22 protein-coding genes and 2 riboswitches are annotated in these 17,927 nt (G+C 38.5%); of the genes, 3 read left to right on the forward strand and 19 right to left on the reverse strand.

The features are described from left to right. Positions 1-9: 9 nt before the first annotated feature. The 11 genes from rsmI to IGJ20_RS10985 form a co-directional block, all read right to left on the reverse strand. Positions 10-882 carry a 16S rRNA (cytidine(1402)-2'-O)-methyltransferase gene (rsmI, locus tag IGJ20_RS10935; RefSeq protein WP_002356373.1) on the reverse strand — a complete coding sequence of 291 codons (873 nt, stop codon included), beginning with the start codon at positions 880-882 and terminating at the stop codon, positions 10-12. A gap of 112 nt (positions 883-994) precedes the next feature. After that, on the reverse strand, positions 995-1,342 hold the full coding sequence (locus tag IGJ20_RS10940; RefSeq protein ID WP_002356372.1) for a DNA replication initiation control protein YabA: 348 nt from the start codon (positions 1,340-1,342) through the stop codon (positions 995-997). Further along, positions 1,335-2,174 (reverse strand): PSP1 domain-containing protein, encoded by an 840-nt coding sequence (locus IGJ20_RS10945; RefSeq protein WP_002356371.1) that lies wholly within the window; start codon positions 2,172-2,174, stop codon positions 1,335-1,337. The genes IGJ20_RS10940 and IGJ20_RS10945 overlap by 8 nt, the downstream gene beginning before the upstream one ends. 116 nt (positions 2,175-2,290) lie before the next feature. Next, positions 2,291-3,241 carry a DNA polymerase III subunit delta' gene (holB, locus tag IGJ20_RS10950; protein WP_002384059.1) on the reverse strand — a complete coding sequence of 317 codons (951 nt, stop codon included), beginning with the start codon at positions 3,239-3,241 and terminating at the stop codon, positions 2,291-2,293. 1 nt (position 3,242) lies between these two features. Then, on the reverse strand, positions 3,243-3,572 hold the full coding sequence (locus IGJ20_RS10955; RefSeq protein ID WP_002356367.1) for a cyclic-di-AMP receptor: 330 nt from the start codon (positions 3,570-3,572) through the stop codon (positions 3,243-3,245). Positions 3,573-3,591: 19 nt separating this feature from the next. Beyond that, entirely contained in the window at positions 3,592-4,230 is a 639-nt protein-coding gene (tmk, locus tag IGJ20_RS10960; RefSeq protein WP_002356366.1) for a dTMP kinase, read from the reverse strand. A 208-nt stretch (positions 4,231-4,438) separates the two neighbouring features. After that, positions 4,439-5,035, reverse strand: coding sequence for a recombination mediator RecR (gene recR / locus IGJ20_RS10965; RefSeq protein WP_002356363.1), 597 nt, complete (start codon positions 5,033-5,035; stop codon positions 4,439-4,441). 175 nt (positions 5,036-5,210) lie between these two features. Next, entirely contained in the window at positions 5,211-5,873 is a 663-nt protein-coding gene (gene tenA / locus IGJ20_RS10970; RefSeq protein ID WP_002379778.1) for a thiaminase II, read from the reverse strand. Between the two features lie 11 nt (positions 5,874-5,884). After that, positions 5,885-6,538: a CbiQ family ECF transporter T component gene (locus IGJ20_RS10975; protein ID WP_002359432.1), complete on the reverse strand. Its 654-nt coding sequence runs from the start codon at positions 6,536-6,538 to the stop codon at positions 5,885-5,887. Continuing rightward, positions 6,529-7,887, reverse strand: a complete 1,359-nt coding sequence (locus IGJ20_RS10980; RefSeq protein WP_126254683.1) for an ABC transporter ATP-binding protein — start codon at positions 7,885-7,887, stop codon at positions 6,529-6,531. The genes IGJ20_RS10975 and IGJ20_RS10980 overlap by 10 nt, the downstream gene beginning before the upstream one ends. Continuing rightward, positions 7,884-8,447, reverse strand: a complete 564-nt coding sequence (locus IGJ20_RS10985) for an ECF transporter S component (protein ID WP_126254684.1) — start codon at positions 8,445-8,447, stop codon at positions 7,884-7,886. The genes IGJ20_RS10980 and IGJ20_RS10985 overlap by 4 nt, the downstream gene beginning before the upstream one ends. 104 nt (positions 8,448-8,551) lie before the next feature. Then, a riboswitch (TPP riboswitch) is annotated at positions 8,552-8,642 on the reverse strand. Positions 8,643-8,820: 178 nt separating this feature from the next. Between IGJ20_RS10985 and IGJ20_RS10990 the strand changes: the two genes are divergently transcribed. Then, positions 8,821-9,606 (forward strand): TraX family protein, encoded by a 786-nt coding sequence (locus IGJ20_RS10990; protein ID WP_002362333.1) that lies wholly within the window; start codon positions 8,821-8,823, stop codon positions 9,604-9,606. Positions 9,607-9,769: 163 nt separating this feature from the next. Further along, positions 9,770-11,131 (forward strand): MFS transporter, encoded by a 1,362-nt coding sequence (locus IGJ20_RS10995; RefSeq protein ID WP_126254685.1) that lies wholly within the window; start codon positions 9,770-9,772, stop codon positions 11,129-11,131. Positions 11,132-11,215: 84 nt separating this feature from the next. On the opposite strand, the gene IGJ20_RS11000 is transcribed toward IGJ20_RS10995, so the two are convergent. The 3 genes from IGJ20_RS11000 to IGJ20_RS11010 form a co-directional block, all read right to left on the reverse strand. Next, complete coding sequence (locus IGJ20_RS11000) at positions 11,216-12,145, reverse strand: IS3 family transposase (RefSeq protein WP_104856821.1); 930 nt, start codon at positions 12,143-12,145, stop codon at positions 11,216-11,218. Next, positions 12,061-12,618, reverse strand: a complete 558-nt coding sequence (locus IGJ20_RS11005; protein WP_233701273.1) for a helix-turn-helix domain-containing protein — start codon at positions 12,616-12,618, stop codon at positions 12,061-12,063. Before IGJ20_RS11005 ends, IGJ20_RS11000 begins: the two co-directional genes overlap by 85 nt. An 80-nt stretch (positions 12,619-12,698) precedes the next feature. Further along, complete coding sequence (locus tag IGJ20_RS11010; RefSeq protein WP_430605217.1) at positions 12,699-13,889, reverse strand: MFS transporter; 1,191 nt, start codon at positions 13,887-13,889, stop codon at positions 12,699-12,701. Positions 13,890-14,033: 144 nt separating this feature from the next. Between IGJ20_RS11010 and IGJ20_RS11015 the strand changes: the two genes are divergently transcribed. Continuing rightward, entirely contained in the window at positions 14,034-14,390 is a 357-nt protein-coding gene (locus IGJ20_RS11015; protein ID WP_002356348.1) for a winged helix-turn-helix transcriptional regulator, read from the forward strand. Positions 14,391-14,483: 93 nt separating this feature from the next. On the opposite strand, the gene thiD is transcribed toward IGJ20_RS11015, so the two are convergent. The 5 genes from thiD to IGJ20_RS11040 all read right to left on the reverse strand — a co-directional run bounded on the left by thiD (position 14,484) and on the right by IGJ20_RS11040 (position 17,924). Continuing rightward, entirely contained in the window at positions 14,484-15,314 is an 831-nt protein-coding gene (thiD, locus tag IGJ20_RS11020) for a bifunctional hydroxymethylpyrimidine kinase/phosphomethylpyrimidine kinase (RefSeq protein ID WP_010712777.1), read from the reverse strand. Beyond that, positions 15,311-15,946: a thiamine phosphate synthase gene (gene thiE, locus IGJ20_RS11025; protein ID WP_002387208.1), complete on the reverse strand. Its 636-nt coding sequence runs from the start codon at positions 15,944-15,946 to the stop codon at positions 15,311-15,313. The genes thiD and thiE overlap by 4 nt, the downstream gene beginning before the upstream one ends. After that, complete coding sequence (locus tag IGJ20_RS11030; protein ID WP_126254892.1) at positions 15,943-16,761, reverse strand: hydroxyethylthiazole kinase; 819 nt, start codon at positions 16,759-16,761, stop codon at positions 15,943-15,945. The genes thiE and IGJ20_RS11030 overlap by 4 nt, the downstream gene beginning before the upstream one ends. Beyond that, positions 16,745-17,233 (reverse strand): energy coupling factor transporter S component ThiW, encoded by a 489-nt coding sequence (gene thiW, locus IGJ20_RS11035; protein WP_002356342.1) that lies wholly within the window; start codon positions 17,231-17,233, stop codon positions 16,745-16,747. The genes IGJ20_RS11030 and thiW overlap by 17 nt, the downstream gene beginning before the upstream one ends. A gap of 140 nt (positions 17,234-17,373) precedes the next feature. After that, positions 17,374-17,462, reverse strand: a riboswitch (TPP riboswitch). A 147-nt stretch (positions 17,463-17,609) separates the two neighbouring features. Then, positions 17,610-17,924: a YbaB/EbfC family nucleoid-associated protein gene (locus tag IGJ20_RS11040; RefSeq protein WP_002384048.1), complete on the reverse strand. Its 315-nt coding sequence runs from the start codon at positions 17,922-17,924 to the stop codon at positions 17,610-17,612. Positions 17,925-17,927: the final 3 nt, after the last annotated feature.

Genomic DNA, 17,927 nt, shown 5'->3' on the forward strand with positions numbered 1-17,927 from the left:
TCTCCTTTTTTAAATGGAATGATATTCTTTATATACTTCTTGTTTTTTTACATTTCTCAATTTAGCCACTTCTTTGATTGCCTCTTTTGAACTCCGTCCCTCTTCCTCCATTAAAACTTGCACATGTTCCTTGAGGGAAATAGCTGGCATTGCTGCTATTGTCTCTTTCTCACCAGTAAACCCGCTAACTAATAAACAACACTCGCCTTTTAGCGTATTTTCTGCTAAATATTCTGTTAGTTCTCCTAAGGTACCACGCAAATACTCTTCATGAAGTTTCGTTAATTCTCGACAAATCACAGCGGGGCGTTCTTGACCATAGACTTCAGCAAACGTTGCTACCGTTTTAGCAATCCGATAGGGGGACTCATAAAAAATCTGTGTCGGCCGCTCTTCTTTTAATGCTGATAACACGTCTTTCTGTTCTTTTTTCTTTCTTGGTAAAAAACCATAAAACGTAAATGGCTGTGGTAAAAGACCCGAGGCAATCAAGGCGGTCATTCCTGCCGTAGGTCCCGGCAAGGCAATCACTGCCAGTTCTTCTTCAAGACATGCTGTAACCAATTCATGACCAGGATCACTAATTGAAGGCATACCTGCATCGCTAACTTGGGCAATCGTTTCACCACTCAGCAATCGTGTAATCAGTTGAGGAATTCGCTCTTTGTAATTATGTTCGTGTAAACTAATTTGTGGTGTTGTAATCTCAAAATGATTTAGCAATTTTTGTGTGTTTCTTGTGTCCTCACTAGCAATCACCGTTGCTTCTTTCAATATGTTTAAACAACGAATACTCATATCTTCTAAATTGCCGATCGGTGTTGGGACAAGATACAATTTTCCTTTTGTTGTTTGCTTATCAAAACTTTTCTGTTTTTGCATAGCGCATCCCTCATTTTCCTTTTTCGTTCTATAAATAGATAAAGGTTTGATTTGACAATCGATTGACTGTCAAACCAAACCTTTCCTTTTTATTTGCAGTGTTCCACTAGACTTAACGCGTACGTTCCCCATAAATAACATCAAGACAAAAGGCACATTCTTCATCATTTTCACGTCTTGAACCATATAAAATATTGCAGACATGGAAGCCCTCTTCATAAAGTTTTTCCAAATTCATACGTGATTTTGATAGCTCTTGTTTTTCAGTTTCAGTTGTATTTCCTGCTAACTTATTCAGTTCTTGGAGATGCTCCCGTAAGCGTTGGTTTTCGATTTCCAACGTGGTATTTTTTTCTACCAACTCATGGAGTGCTGCTTTAATTTCTCTTAATTGTGTCACTGAACTGTCTAAATCAGTTTCCAACGAATTTAATCCATCATAGAGCGAACGTTTATCCATTTTGATCACCTTTTTCAGCAGCAACTTTCGCAGTAGCTTCTTTGATTTCTTCGTAATCATAATCCGCTGCGATTTCACGACCATGCAGACGAACTTTGACAATCCGACTTAATAGATTCAACCCGACGACTTTGCCTTTGCCATCTGGTGTTATTACTTCTTTTCCATAATCTGGTAATTCTTTTTTAGCGGCTTCATATTCGTCGTTTTCGTATTTCAAACAACACATTAAGCGGCCACATAATCCCGAAATTTTGACAGGATTTAAAGATAACCCTTGATCTTTAGCCATTTTGATTGAAACTGGCATAAAATCTCCTAGAAATGTTGAGCAACACAGTTGTCTGCCACAAGGGCCAATGCCACCTAATATTTTCGCTTCATCTCGGACACCAATTTGACGTAACTCAATTCGCGTCCGGAAAATAGCCGCTAAGTCTTTGACTAATTCACGAAAATCAATTCGCCCATCTGCCGTAAAGTAAAAAATCATTTTGCTACGATCGAAGGTATATTCTACTCGCACTAATTTCATTTTTAAGTCATGAGCTCGAATTTTTTCATTGGCAATGCTTTTGGCAGCTTCTGCATCAGCCAAATTTTTTTGTTCTTTTTCTAAATCATTGGCTGTTGCTTTATTTAAAATGGGTTTTAGGTCCTCTGGTAAATCGTCTGAATCGACTGTTTTTTTAGGAATAGCAACAGTAGCTAATTGTTTTGACTGTTGAGATTCAACGAGTACTTTCTCATTATAAATATACTCAGATTTTCCAGGAGCAAAATAATAGATATGACCGGCTTCACGGAAGCGAACTCCTACTACTTCTACCATTTTATTCCTCCTAATCTAGTTCAAGTGAACGTCGCTTCAATCGGTTAAGGAACTTGCTGAAACAACTAAGTTCCTACTATATTATGAAACTGAATGCCACTTGGCACTTTTTTCCTTTATGATTTAGGGTGAATCATTTGGATAACTAATTGTTCACAAACATTTTGCCAACTAACATTGGCAGTCCATTTTTGGCGTGCTTTCAAAATTAGCGCCAACCGTTCCGCCTGCTCTTCCGTTACTTTTTTGGCTTGCTGTGTCGCAACACTTTCTTCCAATAATTGACGGTAATAAACCATGAGCAAGTCAAAGCTAAGCGCTTGTTGTTCTTTTTCCTTAAATACTTTGACCATTTTCTTCTGAACGTAGATAAATGCCTGTAAATCATTACTTTTTAGATAATTAAACCATTGCAAAATGATTTCCCTAGCTTCATTAAACCATTCATCTTGAGAGATTTCAACTGCTTTCTCAAAACTATTTGTCAGCTCAGCTAAAAGGGTTGCAGTCTTTTCACCAATCCCCTGTTTGATTAAGCGATCAATTAATGTTTTTTTGACTAATGGTTGAAAATGTAAGGTTTGGCATCGTGATTGAATCGTTGGTAAAATTCGAGAAAGCGAAGTGGTTTCTAAAATAGCTAAAATTTGTCCTTCTGGTTCTTCTAAAAATTTTAAGAGACTATTGGCTGCGCCGGTACTCATTTTATCTGCTTCTTGAATTAAGAAAACTTTTTTAGCAGTCTCGACCCCACTTTTAGAAAACTCCGCTTTTAATTCACGGATTTGGTTCACTTTGATGGTTTGCCCATCTGGCGCAATTCTTAAAACATCTGGATGTTCATTTTCATTAATCCGCACACAATTATGGCATTCGTTACAAGGCTGTTGATTTACTAAATTCGTACAAAAGACATGTTTCGCCATCCATAAGCCAAATTCTTGTTTTCCAGTTCCTGTATCTCCTTCAAAAAGATAAGCATGGGCAAGACGACCATGCTCAAAACTTTTTTGTAGTTGCTTGTACAGCAAAGGTTGCATTTGCTGTAGCTGTTGTGCTTCATTCATCTTAATATTGATGGAATCCTTCAACTGGTAAGACGAAGCAAGTAGCGCCGCCTACTTCAACTTCCACAGGATAAGGAATTTGGCCATCCATTGTGATATCTAAAGTCACAGGTGTTGAAACATATTGTTTTCTTGATTGACATGTTTCTTTAATTAAAGCTAATGTTTCGTCGACACGTTCATCATCAATCCCAATAATAAATGTGCTATTTCCCGCTTTTAAGAATCCACCTGTTGAGGATAATTTTGTAGCACGAATATTGGCATCAATAAATTCGTTGGCTAATCGGTTACTATCTTTGTCTTGTACAATGGCTAAAATAATCTTCATGGTCTACACCTTCCTATAATTAAAAGTTTTCTGGATAACGTTCAATAATCGCCTGATACGTTGCTTCTACGACAAGTTCTAAACTCATCCGTGCATCAATCTTTTTGATACGTTGTGGATTTTCTTCTGCTAATTTCAAATATTCATGACGAACACGTTGATGAAATTCTAATCCTTCTGAATCTAAGCGATCAATTTGCTGTGTTCGATTTTCTTGAATCCGCCGTAAGCCAGTATCTGAGTCAACGTCTAAATAAATTGTAAAATCTGGTGAGACACCTTCTGTCGCAAACGCATTAATTGAAGCAATGGGTGCAATCCCAATTCTACGCCCAGCGCCTTGGTAGGCTAATGAGCTGTCAACAAAACGATCACATAGGACTAAATGACCCGCTTCCAAAGCTGGCAAGATTTTTTCCACTAAATGTTGACGACGAGCAGCTGCGTAAAGTAAAGCTTCTGTTCGCTCATCCATTCTGTCATTTCTTGGATCTAAAATAACTGTTCGAATCTTTTCGGCAATCGGTATGCCGCCTGGTTCTCTTGTGGTGACAATTTTTCGTTTTGACTCTTTAGCTAATCTTTCAGAAACTTCCTTCAAAACACTGGTTTTGCCAGCGCCATCTGGACCTTCAAATGTGATAAAAATACCCTGCACGTGCGAAAACTCCAATCAATTTTTACTTGTATCTATTATACTTCATCTTGCTCTATCAGTCTAATTGAAATCCTTATGTCCAATTTAAAGTGATGCATCCGCTGAAAAAAAGAAACTGAAAAAGAAGTACGGAAAAGCTTGAACTGCGACATTTTCTCACAGAAACGACCTACTTCGATTTCAACTTCTTTTTCCAACGATGTTTCTTTTAAATTTCTCGACGTCCTTCGACTGCTTTTAGCAAGGTTATTTCGTCTGCATATTCAATATCGCTGCCGACAGACAAGCCGTGTGCCAAACGAGTAACGGTGATTCCAGCTGGTTTAATGAGCCGTGATAAATACATCGCCGTCGCTTCTCCTTCAGTGGTAGCGTTTGTTGCTATAATGACCTCTTTCACTTCATCATCGTGCAATCGTTTGATCAAAGAGGCAATATTAATATCTTCTGGTCCTGTTCCTTCCATCGGTGAAAGCACCCCGTGGAGTACGTGATACAAGCCTTGATATTCACGCATTTTTTCCATTGCCATAACGTCTTTTGGTTCTTCCACTACTAAAATAATACTACGGTCACGATTTTTATCTTGGCAAATTTCACAAGGATCTTCTTCAGTAATATTTCCGCAAATACTACAGAAATGGAGATCTCTCTTGACACTAATTAGCGCTTTTGCAAAAGCATTAGCATCTTCTTCTTTCATATCAATTGTATAAAAAGCAAGCCGTGTCGCTGTTTTTTGACCAATTCCTGGTAATTTCATATAACTTTCAATCAATTTTGCAATCGGTTCTGGATAATTCATGAGGCTTCTACAGTCCTTTCTTAGCAAGGCGTTTCTGTTATTACTGAGCGAGTTACAACAGATTTTGCGTCACTGAATATCTTATCACGACCTGTCAAAAAAGCAACTGACAATTACTGCTTTCTAATACAAAAACAAGTCGTTAGTTACGAGCACTAAACGACTTGCTTTTGTATTAACCAATCCAGGTTTCGTGTGTATAGGCCATTTCCCAAAAAGCGTATTCCATCTCACTGCTGATAACAAAAGCGGTGATCATAGCTGCTTGTTCTTGTGGTGAACTTTCTTCATATAATTGGTCTAACAGTTGGCGTTCCTCTTGGACGTGTTGGTACGCTTCCTCCCCAGCATAGGTTTCAATCCAACGTTGGTACAGTGGCTCTGGTGAGTGTTGTTTGACTAACTGTGCACCAATTTCTTGATAGAGCCAAGAACAAGGCAACATACTTGCTGCGGCCGTCTTAGGCGTTCCTTCAATAAGTTGGCGATACATATGAGAAACATAGTGATAAGCGGTTGGTGCAATCGGTGTCGCTGCAACTTCTTCTTCCGTAATTGCTAGTTCTTCAAAAAAAGTTTCACGAATAGCTAATTCGCCCAACGCGAGATTTTCCGCATTTGTTAAGAGTAATTTTTTCAATCGAGGTTGTTGCGTTTGTGCCGCAATCAAGCGATAAAGTTGACTAAAGTGTTTTAAATAGTAATGATCTTGAATTAAATAGTAGCGAAAAATCGTTGGACTCAAGGTTCCTTCATGTAATTCTGTGATAAAAGGATGCTGAAAACTCCCTTGCCAAGAAGCTTGCGCTTGATCTTTGGCTTGTTCTGTAAATGTCATAGGTTTCTCCTTTACGTTAGAAAAATAAACAAATTTGTAAAAATGATGATCAAAATAGCAAGCCCCAGACTGACTTTTGCTGACACAAAATGCTCTTTTCGACTTCTGGTGGCTCCTTCTTCATAGCCATGGGCAGACATTGCTTCAGTATATTTATCTCGCCAAGAAACAGCGACGAGCAGTGTTTTAACATAAAGCATCGGCGACCAAAAATGAAACGTTTTGCCACGGAGTAGGCTTGCTTCTTTTAAATCATTAATTTCTCTTTTCACTTCCGGTAAGGCGTGAACCACCACTAAAATTCCATAAACAAAGTTTGGTGCTAGCCCCTTTTGTTCCAATAACAACAATAATTCTTCAAAATCAACGCCTACAGCAAAAGCTAGTCCTAAACCGGCAAAGGCATACGTTCGACTAAACAAAAGCCAGGCTTGTTGACTACTCGTACCATGCAAATAAATAGACCAAAACGTCCCGATTGCTGGTAAAAGTGGCAAGAAAAATAACCAAAGCAGTAAGCGGGATTTTCGCTGGCCTATTAAAAAAATGATACAACCCATAAAAACCGCCAAATTTGCCAAAATTGACTGAGAAAAAGATAATTCAAAGGTCAAAATAAGAATCAAAGAAGCATAAATTGCTGCATTTGTTTGCTTTATTTGCATGTGGTTCCCTCCTGCCAGATAATCAGTTGTTGCTGCAGCAATTCTATTCGGTAATTGCTCACGCCAGAGAGAGGTTCTAGCCGATGCGTGACGATTAGAAAATCTTGTTGCGCACTTTTTTCTTTGATCCATTCAACAAAATAATTGCATGCTCGCTCATCTAATCCAGCAAAAGGTTCATCTAAAAGTAAACAGTCCAAATCTAAGCTCAGCAAACTAATTAATTGCACCATCTTTTTTTGCCCTTCACTTAGTTGAAAAACACTGTGCTCTAGTTTTTCTTTTAAACCTAAAAAAGTTAAGGCTTCCTCTTGTTTTCTTCTTTTTTCTGCTGTCATGTTCTGACCAAACAAAAGCTCTTCTCGTAAAGTCAACGTGACAAACTGACGATTGGCTTGTTGCACCGCTAATGTCATGTGTTGATACAATTTTTTTGAAGCCCGCAAGCGGCGGCCTGCCAAGAACATTTTTCCTTGATATTTTTGTCTCTGAACGATGGCTTTTAATAAGGTGGATTTCCCCGCCCCATTTGGCCCCGTCAACGTGGTAATTCCTTTAAAAAAAAGCGCTTCTTTTTCTTCAAGTAGCACTCGTTTTCCCTGAGACAAACGAAAATTTTTCAATTGGAGCATTGGTTGTTTTACCACAGAAGTTGTAAGCTGAAATGTCTGCGGTTTTGTTTTGATAAACGTCAACGGTTGCTTTTCAAACTGGCCGTTTTTCAACGTGACGACTTGGTCCACAACATCAGCGTAATCGTTGAAATCGTGGTCGCACACCAAAATCGTTTTGCCTGCTTGATGGAGTCTTGCTAATATTTGAATAAATTGTTTTCGAGAGGTTGGATCAATACTTGCAAAAGGTTCATCTAATAAAAGAATATCTGGGTTCATTGCTAGCAGAACTGTCAACGCCGCTTTTTGTTTTTCACCACCAGATAACGTCGCTAATTCTCGTGTGAATAAGGTTTGAGTCTGTACAAGTTGAAGCGCTGTTTGGATTTTTCGGTTCATTTCTTCAGGCGGGATTCCTAAATTTTCTAAAGCAAAAATCAGTTCTCGTTCCAAGGTTTTCATTGTAAATTGTTGACTGGGGTTTTGAAACAGCATGCCAATTTTTTGCGCCTTTTCACGAGTTGATAATTGTCGGCGTTCCATTCCTTCAATCAAAATTTCTCCTTGGTAATCAAGCGGAGCAAATCCGGCAATCAATCGTAAGAGCGTTGATTTTCCACTACCACTATCGCCAATTAATAAGGAAAACGTTCCTTGAGGAATTGCTAAATTTGTCTTTTCAAACAAGGGTTGTTCTCGTGAAAAGGACACAGCTTTTAATTGGATACTATTCATTTTGCATTCACAGCTAACCCTTGCGCAGACTGATACATTCGTAAAATAACTTTCGTTAAGAAAATACCAAAGAAACAAATAGAAACGAACCGAACGCTAATTAAAGCAATGTTCATCCCCAGACCGTAATTGCCATAACCAAACTTAAAGTATTCATACACATAACTAAAAATAGTCGTCCCAATCGCACTATAAAATAACGTTAGTGTATCGTACCGTTTGTAGCGTGTCACAAAAAAGCCACTTTCACTACCTAGGCCTTGAATCACACCAGAAATTAATACACTAGGTCCGAAATACGAACCATAAAGCATTTCTGCCAAAGCGGCTAAAACTTCCGCCAAAACAGCACTTCCCGCTCGTGGAATCAGCATCGCTGCAATTGGTGCCACCATGGTCCACATTCCAAATAAAAGCTCATTGGCAAATGGACTCAGTCCTAATGGTAACAGCGCAGCATTCAATAACGCATAGAGGAACCCTGCCCCCATAAAAACACCGCCAAACAAAAAGGCTAAAAAAGCGAGTAAGACGACTTGTTGCAATGACCATTTTTTCAATAAAAAAACTCCTTTCTCTTAACAAAAAGCAAAAGGAGTGACTTAAATAAACCCTGATAAAAGAAAACACACTCATCCTAGGACAGAATGAGTGCGTGAAAAATCAAAGTAAATCGGCATTTCCCTGCGACAGTACTAACTGCATCAGGTTCAATGGGTATCATCTCAGCCATAACAGCACCCCAAATGTTTTTTATTAAAATGTACTTTTACTATAGCATAGAATAACTATAAAAACTAGTCTTGGCACTTTTTTCTTTCATCAAAAGCTGAAGAAATCAAACAATTTTGTAAGATAACTGTTAGGCAAATAAATGGTTGGTTTTTCTGAACTTTGTTATATTGTTCTTTATGAAAGAGAGGCGTTTATACTATGGGTAAAACATTAACTGGCTTTCATTTGAAAGTCATTGGGGTTATTTCAATGGTCTTTGACCATCTATTGCAATTTTTTAGTTTTTTAGGCGTACCTGGTTGGTTCGGATGGATTGGACGAATTGCTGCACCTATTTTCTTATTTGAAAGTTCTGAAGGCTTCATTCACACAAGCAATCGGCGAAAATACATGTTCCGGTTATTGTTAGGCTTCTGGATTATGGGGATTCTGAACGGCATTTTAAATGCGTATTTTTCAACAGGTGGCTTAATTATCAATAATATTTTTGGGACGTTATTTTTAGGTACGGTCTACATGCAGTCTATGGACTATTTTAAACAAAAACAAATTGGTAAAGGGCTTCTTTGGTTTATTGTGCCTTTATTAATCAGTGCTCTACCTCTCGTTGTTTTTAGTTCTCCAGACATATTAAGCAACCCTGCTATCTTAATTGGTTTCCAACTTTTCAATCTGATTGTGCCATCACTAATGATGACAGAAGGTGGGTTTTTATTTGTTCTCTTGGCCGTGGCTTTTTATTTATTCCATGGCAAAAAGTGGTTACAAATTTCAGCAATTGGCGTTGTTGCGTTGATTTCAGCAGCCAGCTATAATTTCCAAGAACTATTCGGGGTGAACCACCAATGGATGATGATTTTAGCAGCGATTCCAATTGTTCTTTATAATGGTGAAAAAGGCCGTGGCATGCGGAATTTCTTTTATATTTTCTATCCAGCTCACATTGCTATTTTTGCAATTATTAGTTTCTTCATGCAACGTTAATTATTTTCTGCTTGACGATTGCCTAAAAACTGTTTACAATGCAACATGTAAACAAATCGTACAGATAACACGCAAGTTGCGTGTCGAGAGAGAGGCGGTTTCTATTCTTATAGAAACTGCTTCTATTTTTTTACGAAAAAATGAAAACTATAGAGGTGATTAAATGGAACAAAAAAACGTACGATTATTCCCTGCCGTTTTAGCGACAGGAATTATGTCTTTTGCTGGCGTATTAATTGAAACAGCAATGAATGTAACCTTTCCGACATTAACAAAGGAATTTGGTGTTTCCACCGGTACCGTGCAGTGGGTGACAACGATTTATTTATTAGTTATTTCTATCATGGTGCCCTTATCCAATTATTTATTAAAAACCTATTCATTAAGACGCTTATTTATTGTTGCGAATCTTTTCTTTTTGATTGGTTTAGCGATTGATGTCTATTCGCCATCTTTCAGTATCTTGTTATTAGGCCGACTCTTCCAAGGGGCTAGCACTGGGATTGCTTTGCCACTGATGTTTCATATTATTTTGAACTTTACCCCGCTAGAAAAACGAGGAACGATGATGGGGGTAGGCACATTGACCACTTCAATTGCTCCAGCCATTGGTCCAACGTATGGTGGAATCTTAACATCTTCCCTATCTTGGCACGCCATCTTTTTATTCTTAATTCCTATTTTACTGCTTTCTTTGTTTATGGGATTATCTGCTATTCCAGAAATACCTGTTAAAAAAACCACCACTCTTGATTTGGTTAGTTTAATTGGTATTGCCCTGTTATTTAGTGGTTTGTTGATGTTTTTAAGTAAAATTGGTACATTGTTTGGCTGGCTTTCACTTCTGGCAGCCGTTATTGGCTTTGTTATTTTTTATAAACGAGCAACAACCGCTGAACAGCCACTAGTTCGTTTGACAATTTTAAAAAATCCCGCCTTTGTTTTATTTTTATGTGGCTTTTTAGTTTGTCAATTCTTATTGTTAGGTATTTCCTTTGTCTTACCAAACTTTGTTCAAATCGTCCTTGGAAAAAATGCGTTTGTAGCTGGGCTAGTCATGCTGCCAGGTGCTACAGTCGGGGCCATTTTGGCACCACTTTCTGGACGAGTGTTGGATCAATACGGCGCTAAAAAACCTATATTATTTGGCTTAAGTTTGGCGACAATCGGTTGGCTAGCTTTAACAATTTTACTAGAGATGCCTGTTTTATTAGGATTCGTCGCTGGACATGTTACCTATATGATTGGTCTAGGTTTTGCATACAGTAATATGATGACGACTGGTATGAGCTTGTTAGAGGAGAAAGATTTTGGCGACGGCAATACGTTATTTAATACACTTCAACAATTTTCTGGCGCTATTGCGACGGCCATTGTAGCGACGATTATTAATATCGCTCAAGACCACACAGATAATTTTGCTCAGGGGACAACGATGGGCTCCCTCATTTCTCTGATTTTCTTGTTAACCTTATTAGTAATTGTTTTAATTGCTTGCTGGAATTATTTCCGCAAAAAAGCTTAAAAAAAAAGCAGCTGGTCAGTTCCATAGTGTGTAGTGACCCCAAAAAGTTAGACTTTTTATAGAGTGGATTTTTCCACTCTATTTTTATGCAGTTTTTTGATTGAATTGTCGAAATTCTACTGGGCTTTTCCAGTTAAGTTTTTCTTTGATTCGGTGATGATTGTAATAATAAATGTAGTTCTCAATTGCTTCTCTCAATTCATTTTGACTTTGATAGATTTTTCCATAGTACACTTCTTGTTTTAGGATACTGAAGAAATTCTCCATAGGAGAATTATCTAAACAGGTTCCTTTTCGAGACATACTTTGAAAGATATTATTGTCCTTTAATGTTTGTATATAGACATTCATTTGATAAGCCCAGCCTTGATCAGAGTGAAAGGTGCGCCGATAGGGACAATCATTTGTTTGAGAAATTGCTTCTTTCAGACCTTCCATAACTGTTTTACCATTTGGTTGAGTAGAAAGGCTATAGCTTAGAATTTCACTATTATACATATCCATAAATGGATCTAAGTATAGTTTTTTCTGACGAAAGATGCCTGCGTTATCTGCTTCAAAGTACTTAAATTCAGTTGTATCAGTTGTAATTTTTTGATGAGGAACAGAGGTTTTAAATCGGCGACGAATCAAATTTTTAGCGATTTTACCAACGGTTCCTTTATAGGAATTATATTTTCTGGATTTCTTAGTAAAAGCTTTGACTTGTAACTTTAACTTTTGTATTAATCGCTGGACTTTCTTTTTATTCACTTGAAATCCACGTCGTTTCAATTCTTGGGTCATCCTTCTATAGCCATAATGTTGATGTTTTTTACGAATCGCTTGAATTTCTTCTTCGATGATTTGTGTTGAAGCTGTTCTGTCGAGGCGTTTTTGCCAGTACATGTAAGTAGATTTTGGAAACCTTAGGGTTTCCAAAATATCTTTTAATCGAAAGTGTCTTCGGAGACTGTGAATGATTCGTGCGATTCGTTCATTTTTTGTTCGTCCTCTAAACGCAGTCTCCTCAATTCTTTTAAATAGGCATTCTCAATTTTTAACATTCTATTTTCTTTTTCTAGTTTCTCTACTTGAGATCGTTCACTTGGTAGTGGTTGGGGTTCATTTCGTTTCTTTTTAGACATGGTAGGTGGACGTCCTTTCTGTTTAGAGAGTCCCTCTATACCAAACTTCTGATACGTTCTAAGCCAATTCGCAATCAATGATGGATTGTTCATTTTTAGAAGATTAACTGCTTCTTGATAGGACAACTCTGTTGTTAAATATAACTCTATCGCATCTAGCTTAAATTGAACAGAGTAATTCTTATTTTTTCGACTGCGAAGTAGGCCTTCTTCACCAAGTTCTTTATAGGCATTTATCCATTTGCTTATTTGAGAACTATCTTTAAGCCCATACTTCTTTGCGAGAAACCTTAGACCTCCTTGACCAGATAAGTAGTCATGAACAAGTTTAAGTTTAAATTCAAAACTGTATTTTGCCATACAAAAAAACCTCCAAAAGTTAGATTTCTAGGTCTAACTTTTGGGGGTCGGCTCAGTGACCAGCTGCTTTTTTTAGTTTTCTAAAGATAGTTGTTTTTTTGTTCTTCTTGCTTCCGAATATAAAGTACGAACAAGACAGCAATTAGCACGATAAAACCACCAAAAATCGATGTATATGTTACTGATAACTGATCTGTGACCACCCCACCTGTCATTGAGCCGACGGTAATCCCAATATTAAAGGCTGCAATATTAAAAGCTGAGGCCAAAGTGATATCTTCTGGAACATACTTTTCCGCTAATTCTACAACATATAGTTGTAAACCAGGTACATTCATAAAGGCAAATAGACCCAACATCAAACTTGCTAATAAGCCTAGAAGACTGTTATCCATTAAAACAGTAATGAATAAAAAGACTAAGGACAGAATTAATAAGCTAAACATTTTTACTAACGAATCTAAAGGTTTTTTATTTGCCCAGTGACCACCTACTGTATTGCCAATTGCGACCATTACGCCATAAACAACTAAAATAATCACTACCGAGTTGGCTGAAAAGCCTAAATTTTCCAATAACGGTGACAAGTACGTATATGCAGCAAACGTTCCACCATAACCAAAAGCAGTAATTAGAAAAGAGAAAACGAGGGGTTTGTTCGTAAAAATCCGCGTGATTCCTTTTAAGTCAACCTTCCCTGGTATCGGTAAATTTTTGGGAACTAAAAAATAACTAGCAATCAGTCCCACCAAGCCAATACTGGCTATAAAAAGAAATGACATATGCCAAGCTGTTTGTTGCCCAATAAACGTCCCTAAAGGTACGCCAGTCACTGTTGCAACCGTTAAGCCCGTAAACATAATAGCAATAGCGCTAGCTCGACGTGACGGCGGCACAACATCTGCGGCGATGAAAGTCGAAACAGACATGAAAATACCATGCGCCAATGCAGAAAGTATCCGCCCTACCAATAAAATAATAAACGTTGGCGCAAACGCAGCAATTAAATTTCCACTAATGAAAAGAAGCATAATCCCCAGCATTAATGAGCGACGATTCCATTTTCCTGTCAAAATTGTTAATAACGGCGCTCCAATCGTCACACCTAAAGCGTATAAAGAAACAGTCAAACCTGCTTGGGAAAGACTAATATGAAAACTTTTAACAATCATTGGTAATAAACCCACACTAATAAATTCTGTTGAACCGATTGCGAAAGCATTGATAGCTAAGGCAAAGAGCGTTAAATTTGGTGAAATTTTCTTTTCCATTCTCTTCCTCCTAAAAAACATTTGAATTTCAACAAAAATTACTATATACTAAGATTGAAATTTTGATAAGTACCTACTTTTTTGTATCATAGGTACCTTTTAGTAACTTTTGTTTATTATCAACCTATTAAGGAGGAATGTTTTTTGGAAACTCGTACATATGCGATTGGTGTCGAAGCAACGATGGATGTTATTGGCGGCAAATGGAAACCAATTATTCTGTGTAATTTACGGCACGGTGCCATGCGCCCCAGCGATTTAAAACGCGGTATTACTGGCATTAGTCAAAAAATGCTGACACAACAATTACGGGAACTCGAAGAAGACAACATTATCGAGCGGAAAGTTTACAACCAAGTTCCACCAAAAGTCGAATATTATTTAAGCGATTATGGTCAAAGCCTCTCTGCTGTCTTAGATAACTTATGTAATTGGGGAGAGTCCCACGTGGCTCATTTGCAAGAACAAGGCCAAGAAATTTATTTAAAATGTGAAGATTAGTGAATAAAACGTTTATAAACTATATCAAAAAAGAGCTTTAAGCTATTTAAGATCCTGGGGAAAAATCTAAAATGATTTTTCCCCAGGATCTTCTTATGCTTTAATAACTTGAATATCTTGCGTTAATTGGGCCCAATGATTAGTGGGTCCGTGGCCATGTCCAACAGAAATTGCTTGGCTAATGGCCCCTTGTATAAACTGTTTGCCAATCACAATCGCCGCTTCTAACGGCGTACCTTTTGCTAATTCGGCTGCGATACACGCTGAAAAAGTATCTCCTGTTCCATGAGTATTTTTCGTTACAATTCGTGGTGCACTTAGCCAAAAGCTCGAACCGTCTTCCATTAACACATAATCAGCCGCTTGTTGATTTGTGCTATGTCCGCCTTTCATAATAATATTTTTTGTGCCCAATTGTTGTAATTTTTTTGCTGCGGTCTGCATTTCTTGCTCTGTCTTGATGGTCGTCTCTAGTAAAACTTCCGCTTCTGGTAAATTAGGTGTCACGACCGTTGCTAATGGCAACAGTTGCTCTTTAATCGTTTGAACTGCCTCGGCTTCTAACAAATGATGTCCACCTTTAGCCACCATTACAGGATCGACAATCAACGGACCAAAATCAACTTTCTGCAAATTGCGAACAACAGCTTCGACACGCTCACTATCTGCTAACATCCCCGTTTTCGCTGCCCCAATTTTAAAATCAGCCGCCAGTGATTGAAATTGTGCATCAATAAATGAACTAGGAATCGGTAAGCTATCTTGCACGCCATACGTATTTTGTGCCGTCAATGCAATGACAATATTTAAGCCAAATGCCTGCCGTGCTTGAAATGTTTTTAAATCTGCTTGCATGCCAGCTCCCCCACCAGAATCAGAACCAGCAATCGTGACTACTTGTGGGGTCAAATTACATTCGGTCATTTTCTCGCCTCCAACATTCGCTCCGTTACACGCATCAACCCTTGAACTTTCTCGGTTATCTGTTCAGCCAGCATAATTTCACTGACCAGTGAAACACCAGCCACTCCCGTTCCCATAAGTTGTTCTATATTTTCTTCTTTGATCCCACCAATCGCCACAACAGGAATCGTGACTGCTGCAGCAATTTCAGAAAGTGTCTGCAAAGAAGTTAACGGACTGTCCTTAGTCGTTGTGGGAAAAATTGCGCCCACGCCTAAATAATCGGCGCCCTCGTTTTCCGCTTCAACTCCTCGTGCCACCGTTTTGGCTGAAACACCTACGATTTTTGTGGACCCAACCAGTTTTCGCACAAGAGCAACCGGTAATTCATCATCCCCTATATGCACACCTGCTGCATCCACTGCCAAGCAAATATCGACACGATCATTAATAATCAACGGAATCTGATACGCATCTGTTACCACTTTAACTTTCACTGCTAATTCGTAAAAGCGCCGTGTTGACACTTCCTTTTCGCGCAGTTGGACCAATGTCACTCCACTGCGACAAGCAGTTTCAATTCGTTTTAAAAATTCAGTATCACTAAAATCATACCGGCCTGTCACCAAATAAACTTTCAATTGCTCTCTCATAGCACTCGTCCTTTCACCGCCTCAAACCAATCCTTCTCCTTCATTAAAAGAGATAACTGATTTAACGTATTTTGGCGAAAATCGGCCAGCCCTTGGCTCTTAGTCTTGGCTTTTTCTCCGCAAAGATTAAAATAGCTCACTGCGGCTACTGCCGCAGTCATTGGCGCGTTGCCTTCACCTAATAAAGCGGCAACTAATGCGCCGACTAAATCGCCCGTGCCAGTAAAACAATCCAACTCAGGAACACCATTTTGTAAGACAATCACTTGCTCTTGGCTAACCAAAACATCTTGAATCCCTGTTGCTAAAAATACCGTCTGGGGAAACTTTTGTGTTTGTTGACGTAAAGCTTGAATCAGCTCCTCAATTGCTTCTTCACTTTGATCCAAAGGGCTGCCATCCACTCCTCGGCCATGACTCACCAACTGGCAAAAAGTCCGCATTTCTGAAAGATTCCCTTTCACAATGGTTGGCTGATTGTGCACCAGCTTTTCCCCGACTTCACTCCGAATATCACTGGCGCCATAACCGACTAAATCGACTACGGTCGGTTTATTCACTTGCCGAGCATAATCACTAGCTGCTAACAAGCTTTGCTCTCGTTCTTGTGATAAATGGCCTAAATTCAAAACCAAAGCACTGGTTTGCTGAAACAACTGCGGAAATTCCCGTGGATCATCTGCCATAATGGGCTTAGCATCAATATAAAGTAATGCATTCGCCATAGATTCACACGTAATTTCATTCGTAATGCACTGAATTAATGGTGCCGTTGTCAGTGGAAAAATCGTTTCAAACTTAACGCTTGTTTTCATAAAAGTACCCTCCCAAAAATAATTCCTGTGTTTGTTTAAATACCCGAGTTTCTTTCAGTTTTACTAAGACAAGCCAAGCAATCACTGAACCAATCAGTGTGGCACCAATAAATCGTGGTGTATAAATGAACCAATAAAAATTCTGCTTACTGCCAGTAAACCAAACCATTACAGGATAGGACAATAACGAGCCAATGATGCCTGTACCAAAAATTTCTCCTAGCATCGACCAGCCTAATTTTTGTCCCCATTGATAAAATAAACCAGCAAAAAACGCGCCAAAGACGGCACCTGTTAACGCTAATGGCGGAATACCTAAGAACGTCATACGGATTAAGCCGCAGACAAGTGCCATGAGCGTTCCGTAAAGAGGACCTAATAAAACTCCGGCAATAATGTTCATGACACTGGACATAGGGGCCATTCCCTCAATTCGCATTAACGGCGATAATACGACGTCCATCGCAATCATTAAAGCTAGTAACGTAACTCTGTGGATTCGATTTTTTTCCACGTAAAAAAACTCCTTTCTGCGAGAAGCAAAAGGAGGCGCGACTGAAAAAGACAGAAAAACCCAACCACAAATAAACGTAGTTGGGTGCAATAATCGGTCAAAATTTTAAGACATTTCCCTGCGCCAGTCCTAACTGTTTCAGGTTCCATGGGTATAATCTCAGCTAATAGCACCCCAAATGTTTCTCTTCAATTGGCTTTAGTATAGCATATTTTTTTGGAAGCGACTACTAAAATTGCCAAAGAGTTTTCCCACAAAAACAGAAAAAACGTCATGCCCAAAAAGTTCGATTTTTTGGGCATGACGTTTTTCATACTTTCGTTTGTCTTATTTTTTAGAATCCCGGCATTCCTTTGGTGTATTTACCTAAAGTTGCTTCGGTTTCTTTTTCAATTTTTACTAACGCGTCGTTGACAGCCATAATGACTAAATCTTGTAGCATATCAACGTCTTCAGGATCAACCACGTCTTCTTTAATGATCAAATCTTTCATTGTGCGATCACCAGTAAATGTCGCTGTCACAAGTTGATTGGTGGCTTCACCGATAAATTCTTTTTCATTTAGTGCTTCTTGCGCTTTGGCCATTTCTTTTTGCATTTTTTGTACTTGTTTCATCATGCCTTGCATGTTGCCCATTCCTCGCATCATAAT

The organism is Enterococcus sp. DIV0294 (assembly GCF_050558155.1).
GTDB lineage: Bacteria > Bacillota > Bacilli > Lactobacillales > Enterococcaceae > Enterococcus > Enterococcus faecalis.

What these genes read in the sequence shown, in the direction of transcription:
- IGJ20_RS11005 (WP_233701273.1), bottom strand. Translation starts at nt 12,618, where the DNA reads ATGGCAAAATACAGTTTTGAATTTAAACTTAAACTTGTTCATGACTAC.
- IGJ20_RS11030 (WP_126254892.1), bottom strand. Translation starts at nt 16,761, where the DNA reads ATGAAAACAAGCGTTAAGTTTGAAACGATTTTTCCACTGACAACGGCA.
- thiD (WP_010712777.1), bottom strand. Translation starts at nt 15,314, where the DNA reads ATGACCGAATGTAATTTGACCCCACAAGTAGTCACGATTGCTGGTTCT.
- IGJ20_RS11040 (WP_002384048.1), bottom strand. Translation starts at nt 17,924, where the DNA reads ATGATGCGAGGAATGGGCAACATGCAAGGCATGATGAAACAAGTACAA.
- IGJ20_RS11010 (WP_430605217.1), bottom strand. Translation starts at nt 13,889, where the DNA reads ATGGAAAAGAAAATTTCACCAAATTTAACGCTCTTTGCCTTAGCTATC.
- IGJ20_RS10945 (WP_002356371.1), bottom strand. Translation starts at nt 2,174, where the DNA reads ATGGTAGAAGTAGTAGGAGTTCGCTTCCGTGAAGCCGGTCATATCTAT.
- IGJ20_RS10995 (WP_126254685.1), top strand. Translation starts at nt 9,770, where the DNA reads ATGGAACAAAAAAACGTACGATTATTCCCTGCCGTTTTAGCGACAGGA.
- IGJ20_RS10990 (WP_002362333.1), top strand. Translation starts at nt 8,821, where the DNA reads ATGGGTAAAACATTAACTGGCTTTCATTTGAAAGTCATTGGGGTTATT.
- holB (WP_002384059.1), bottom strand. Translation starts at nt 3,241, where the DNA reads ATGAATGAAGCACAACAGCTACAGCAAATGCAACCTTTGCTGTACAAG.
- rsmI (WP_002356373.1), bottom strand. Translation starts at nt 882, where the DNA reads ATGCAAAAACAGAAAAGTTTTGATAAGCAAACAACAAAAGGAAAATTG.
- IGJ20_RS10955 (WP_002356367.1), bottom strand. Translation starts at nt 3,572, where the DNA reads ATGAAGATTATTTTAGCCATTGTACAAGACAAAGATAGTAACCGATTA.
- thiE (WP_002387208.1), bottom strand. Translation starts at nt 15,946, where the DNA reads ATGAGAGAGCAATTGAAAGTTTATTTGGTGACAGGCCGGTATGATTTT.
- IGJ20_RS10980 (WP_126254683.1), bottom strand. Translation starts at nt 7,887, where the DNA reads ATGAATAGTATCCAATTAAAAGCTGTGTCCTTTTCACGAGAACAACCC.
- thiW (WP_002356342.1), bottom strand. Translation starts at nt 17,233, where the DNA reads ATGATTGCGATGGACGTCGTATTATCGCCGTTAATGCGAATTGAGGGA.
- recR (WP_002356363.1), bottom strand. Translation starts at nt 5,035, where the DNA reads ATGAATTATCCAGAACCGATTGCAAAATTGATTGAAAGTTATATGAAA.
- IGJ20_RS10940 (WP_002356372.1), bottom strand. Translation starts at nt 1,342, where the DNA reads ATGGATAAACGTTCGCTCTATGATGGATTAAATTCGTTGGAAACTGAT.
- tenA (WP_002379778.1), bottom strand. Translation starts at nt 5,873, where the DNA reads ATGACATTTACAGAACAAGCCAAAGATCAAGCGCAAGCTTCTTGGCAA.
- IGJ20_RS10975 (WP_002359432.1), bottom strand. Translation starts at nt 6,538, where the DNA reads ATGCAAATAAAGCAAACAAATGCAGCAATTTATGCTTCTTTGATTCTT.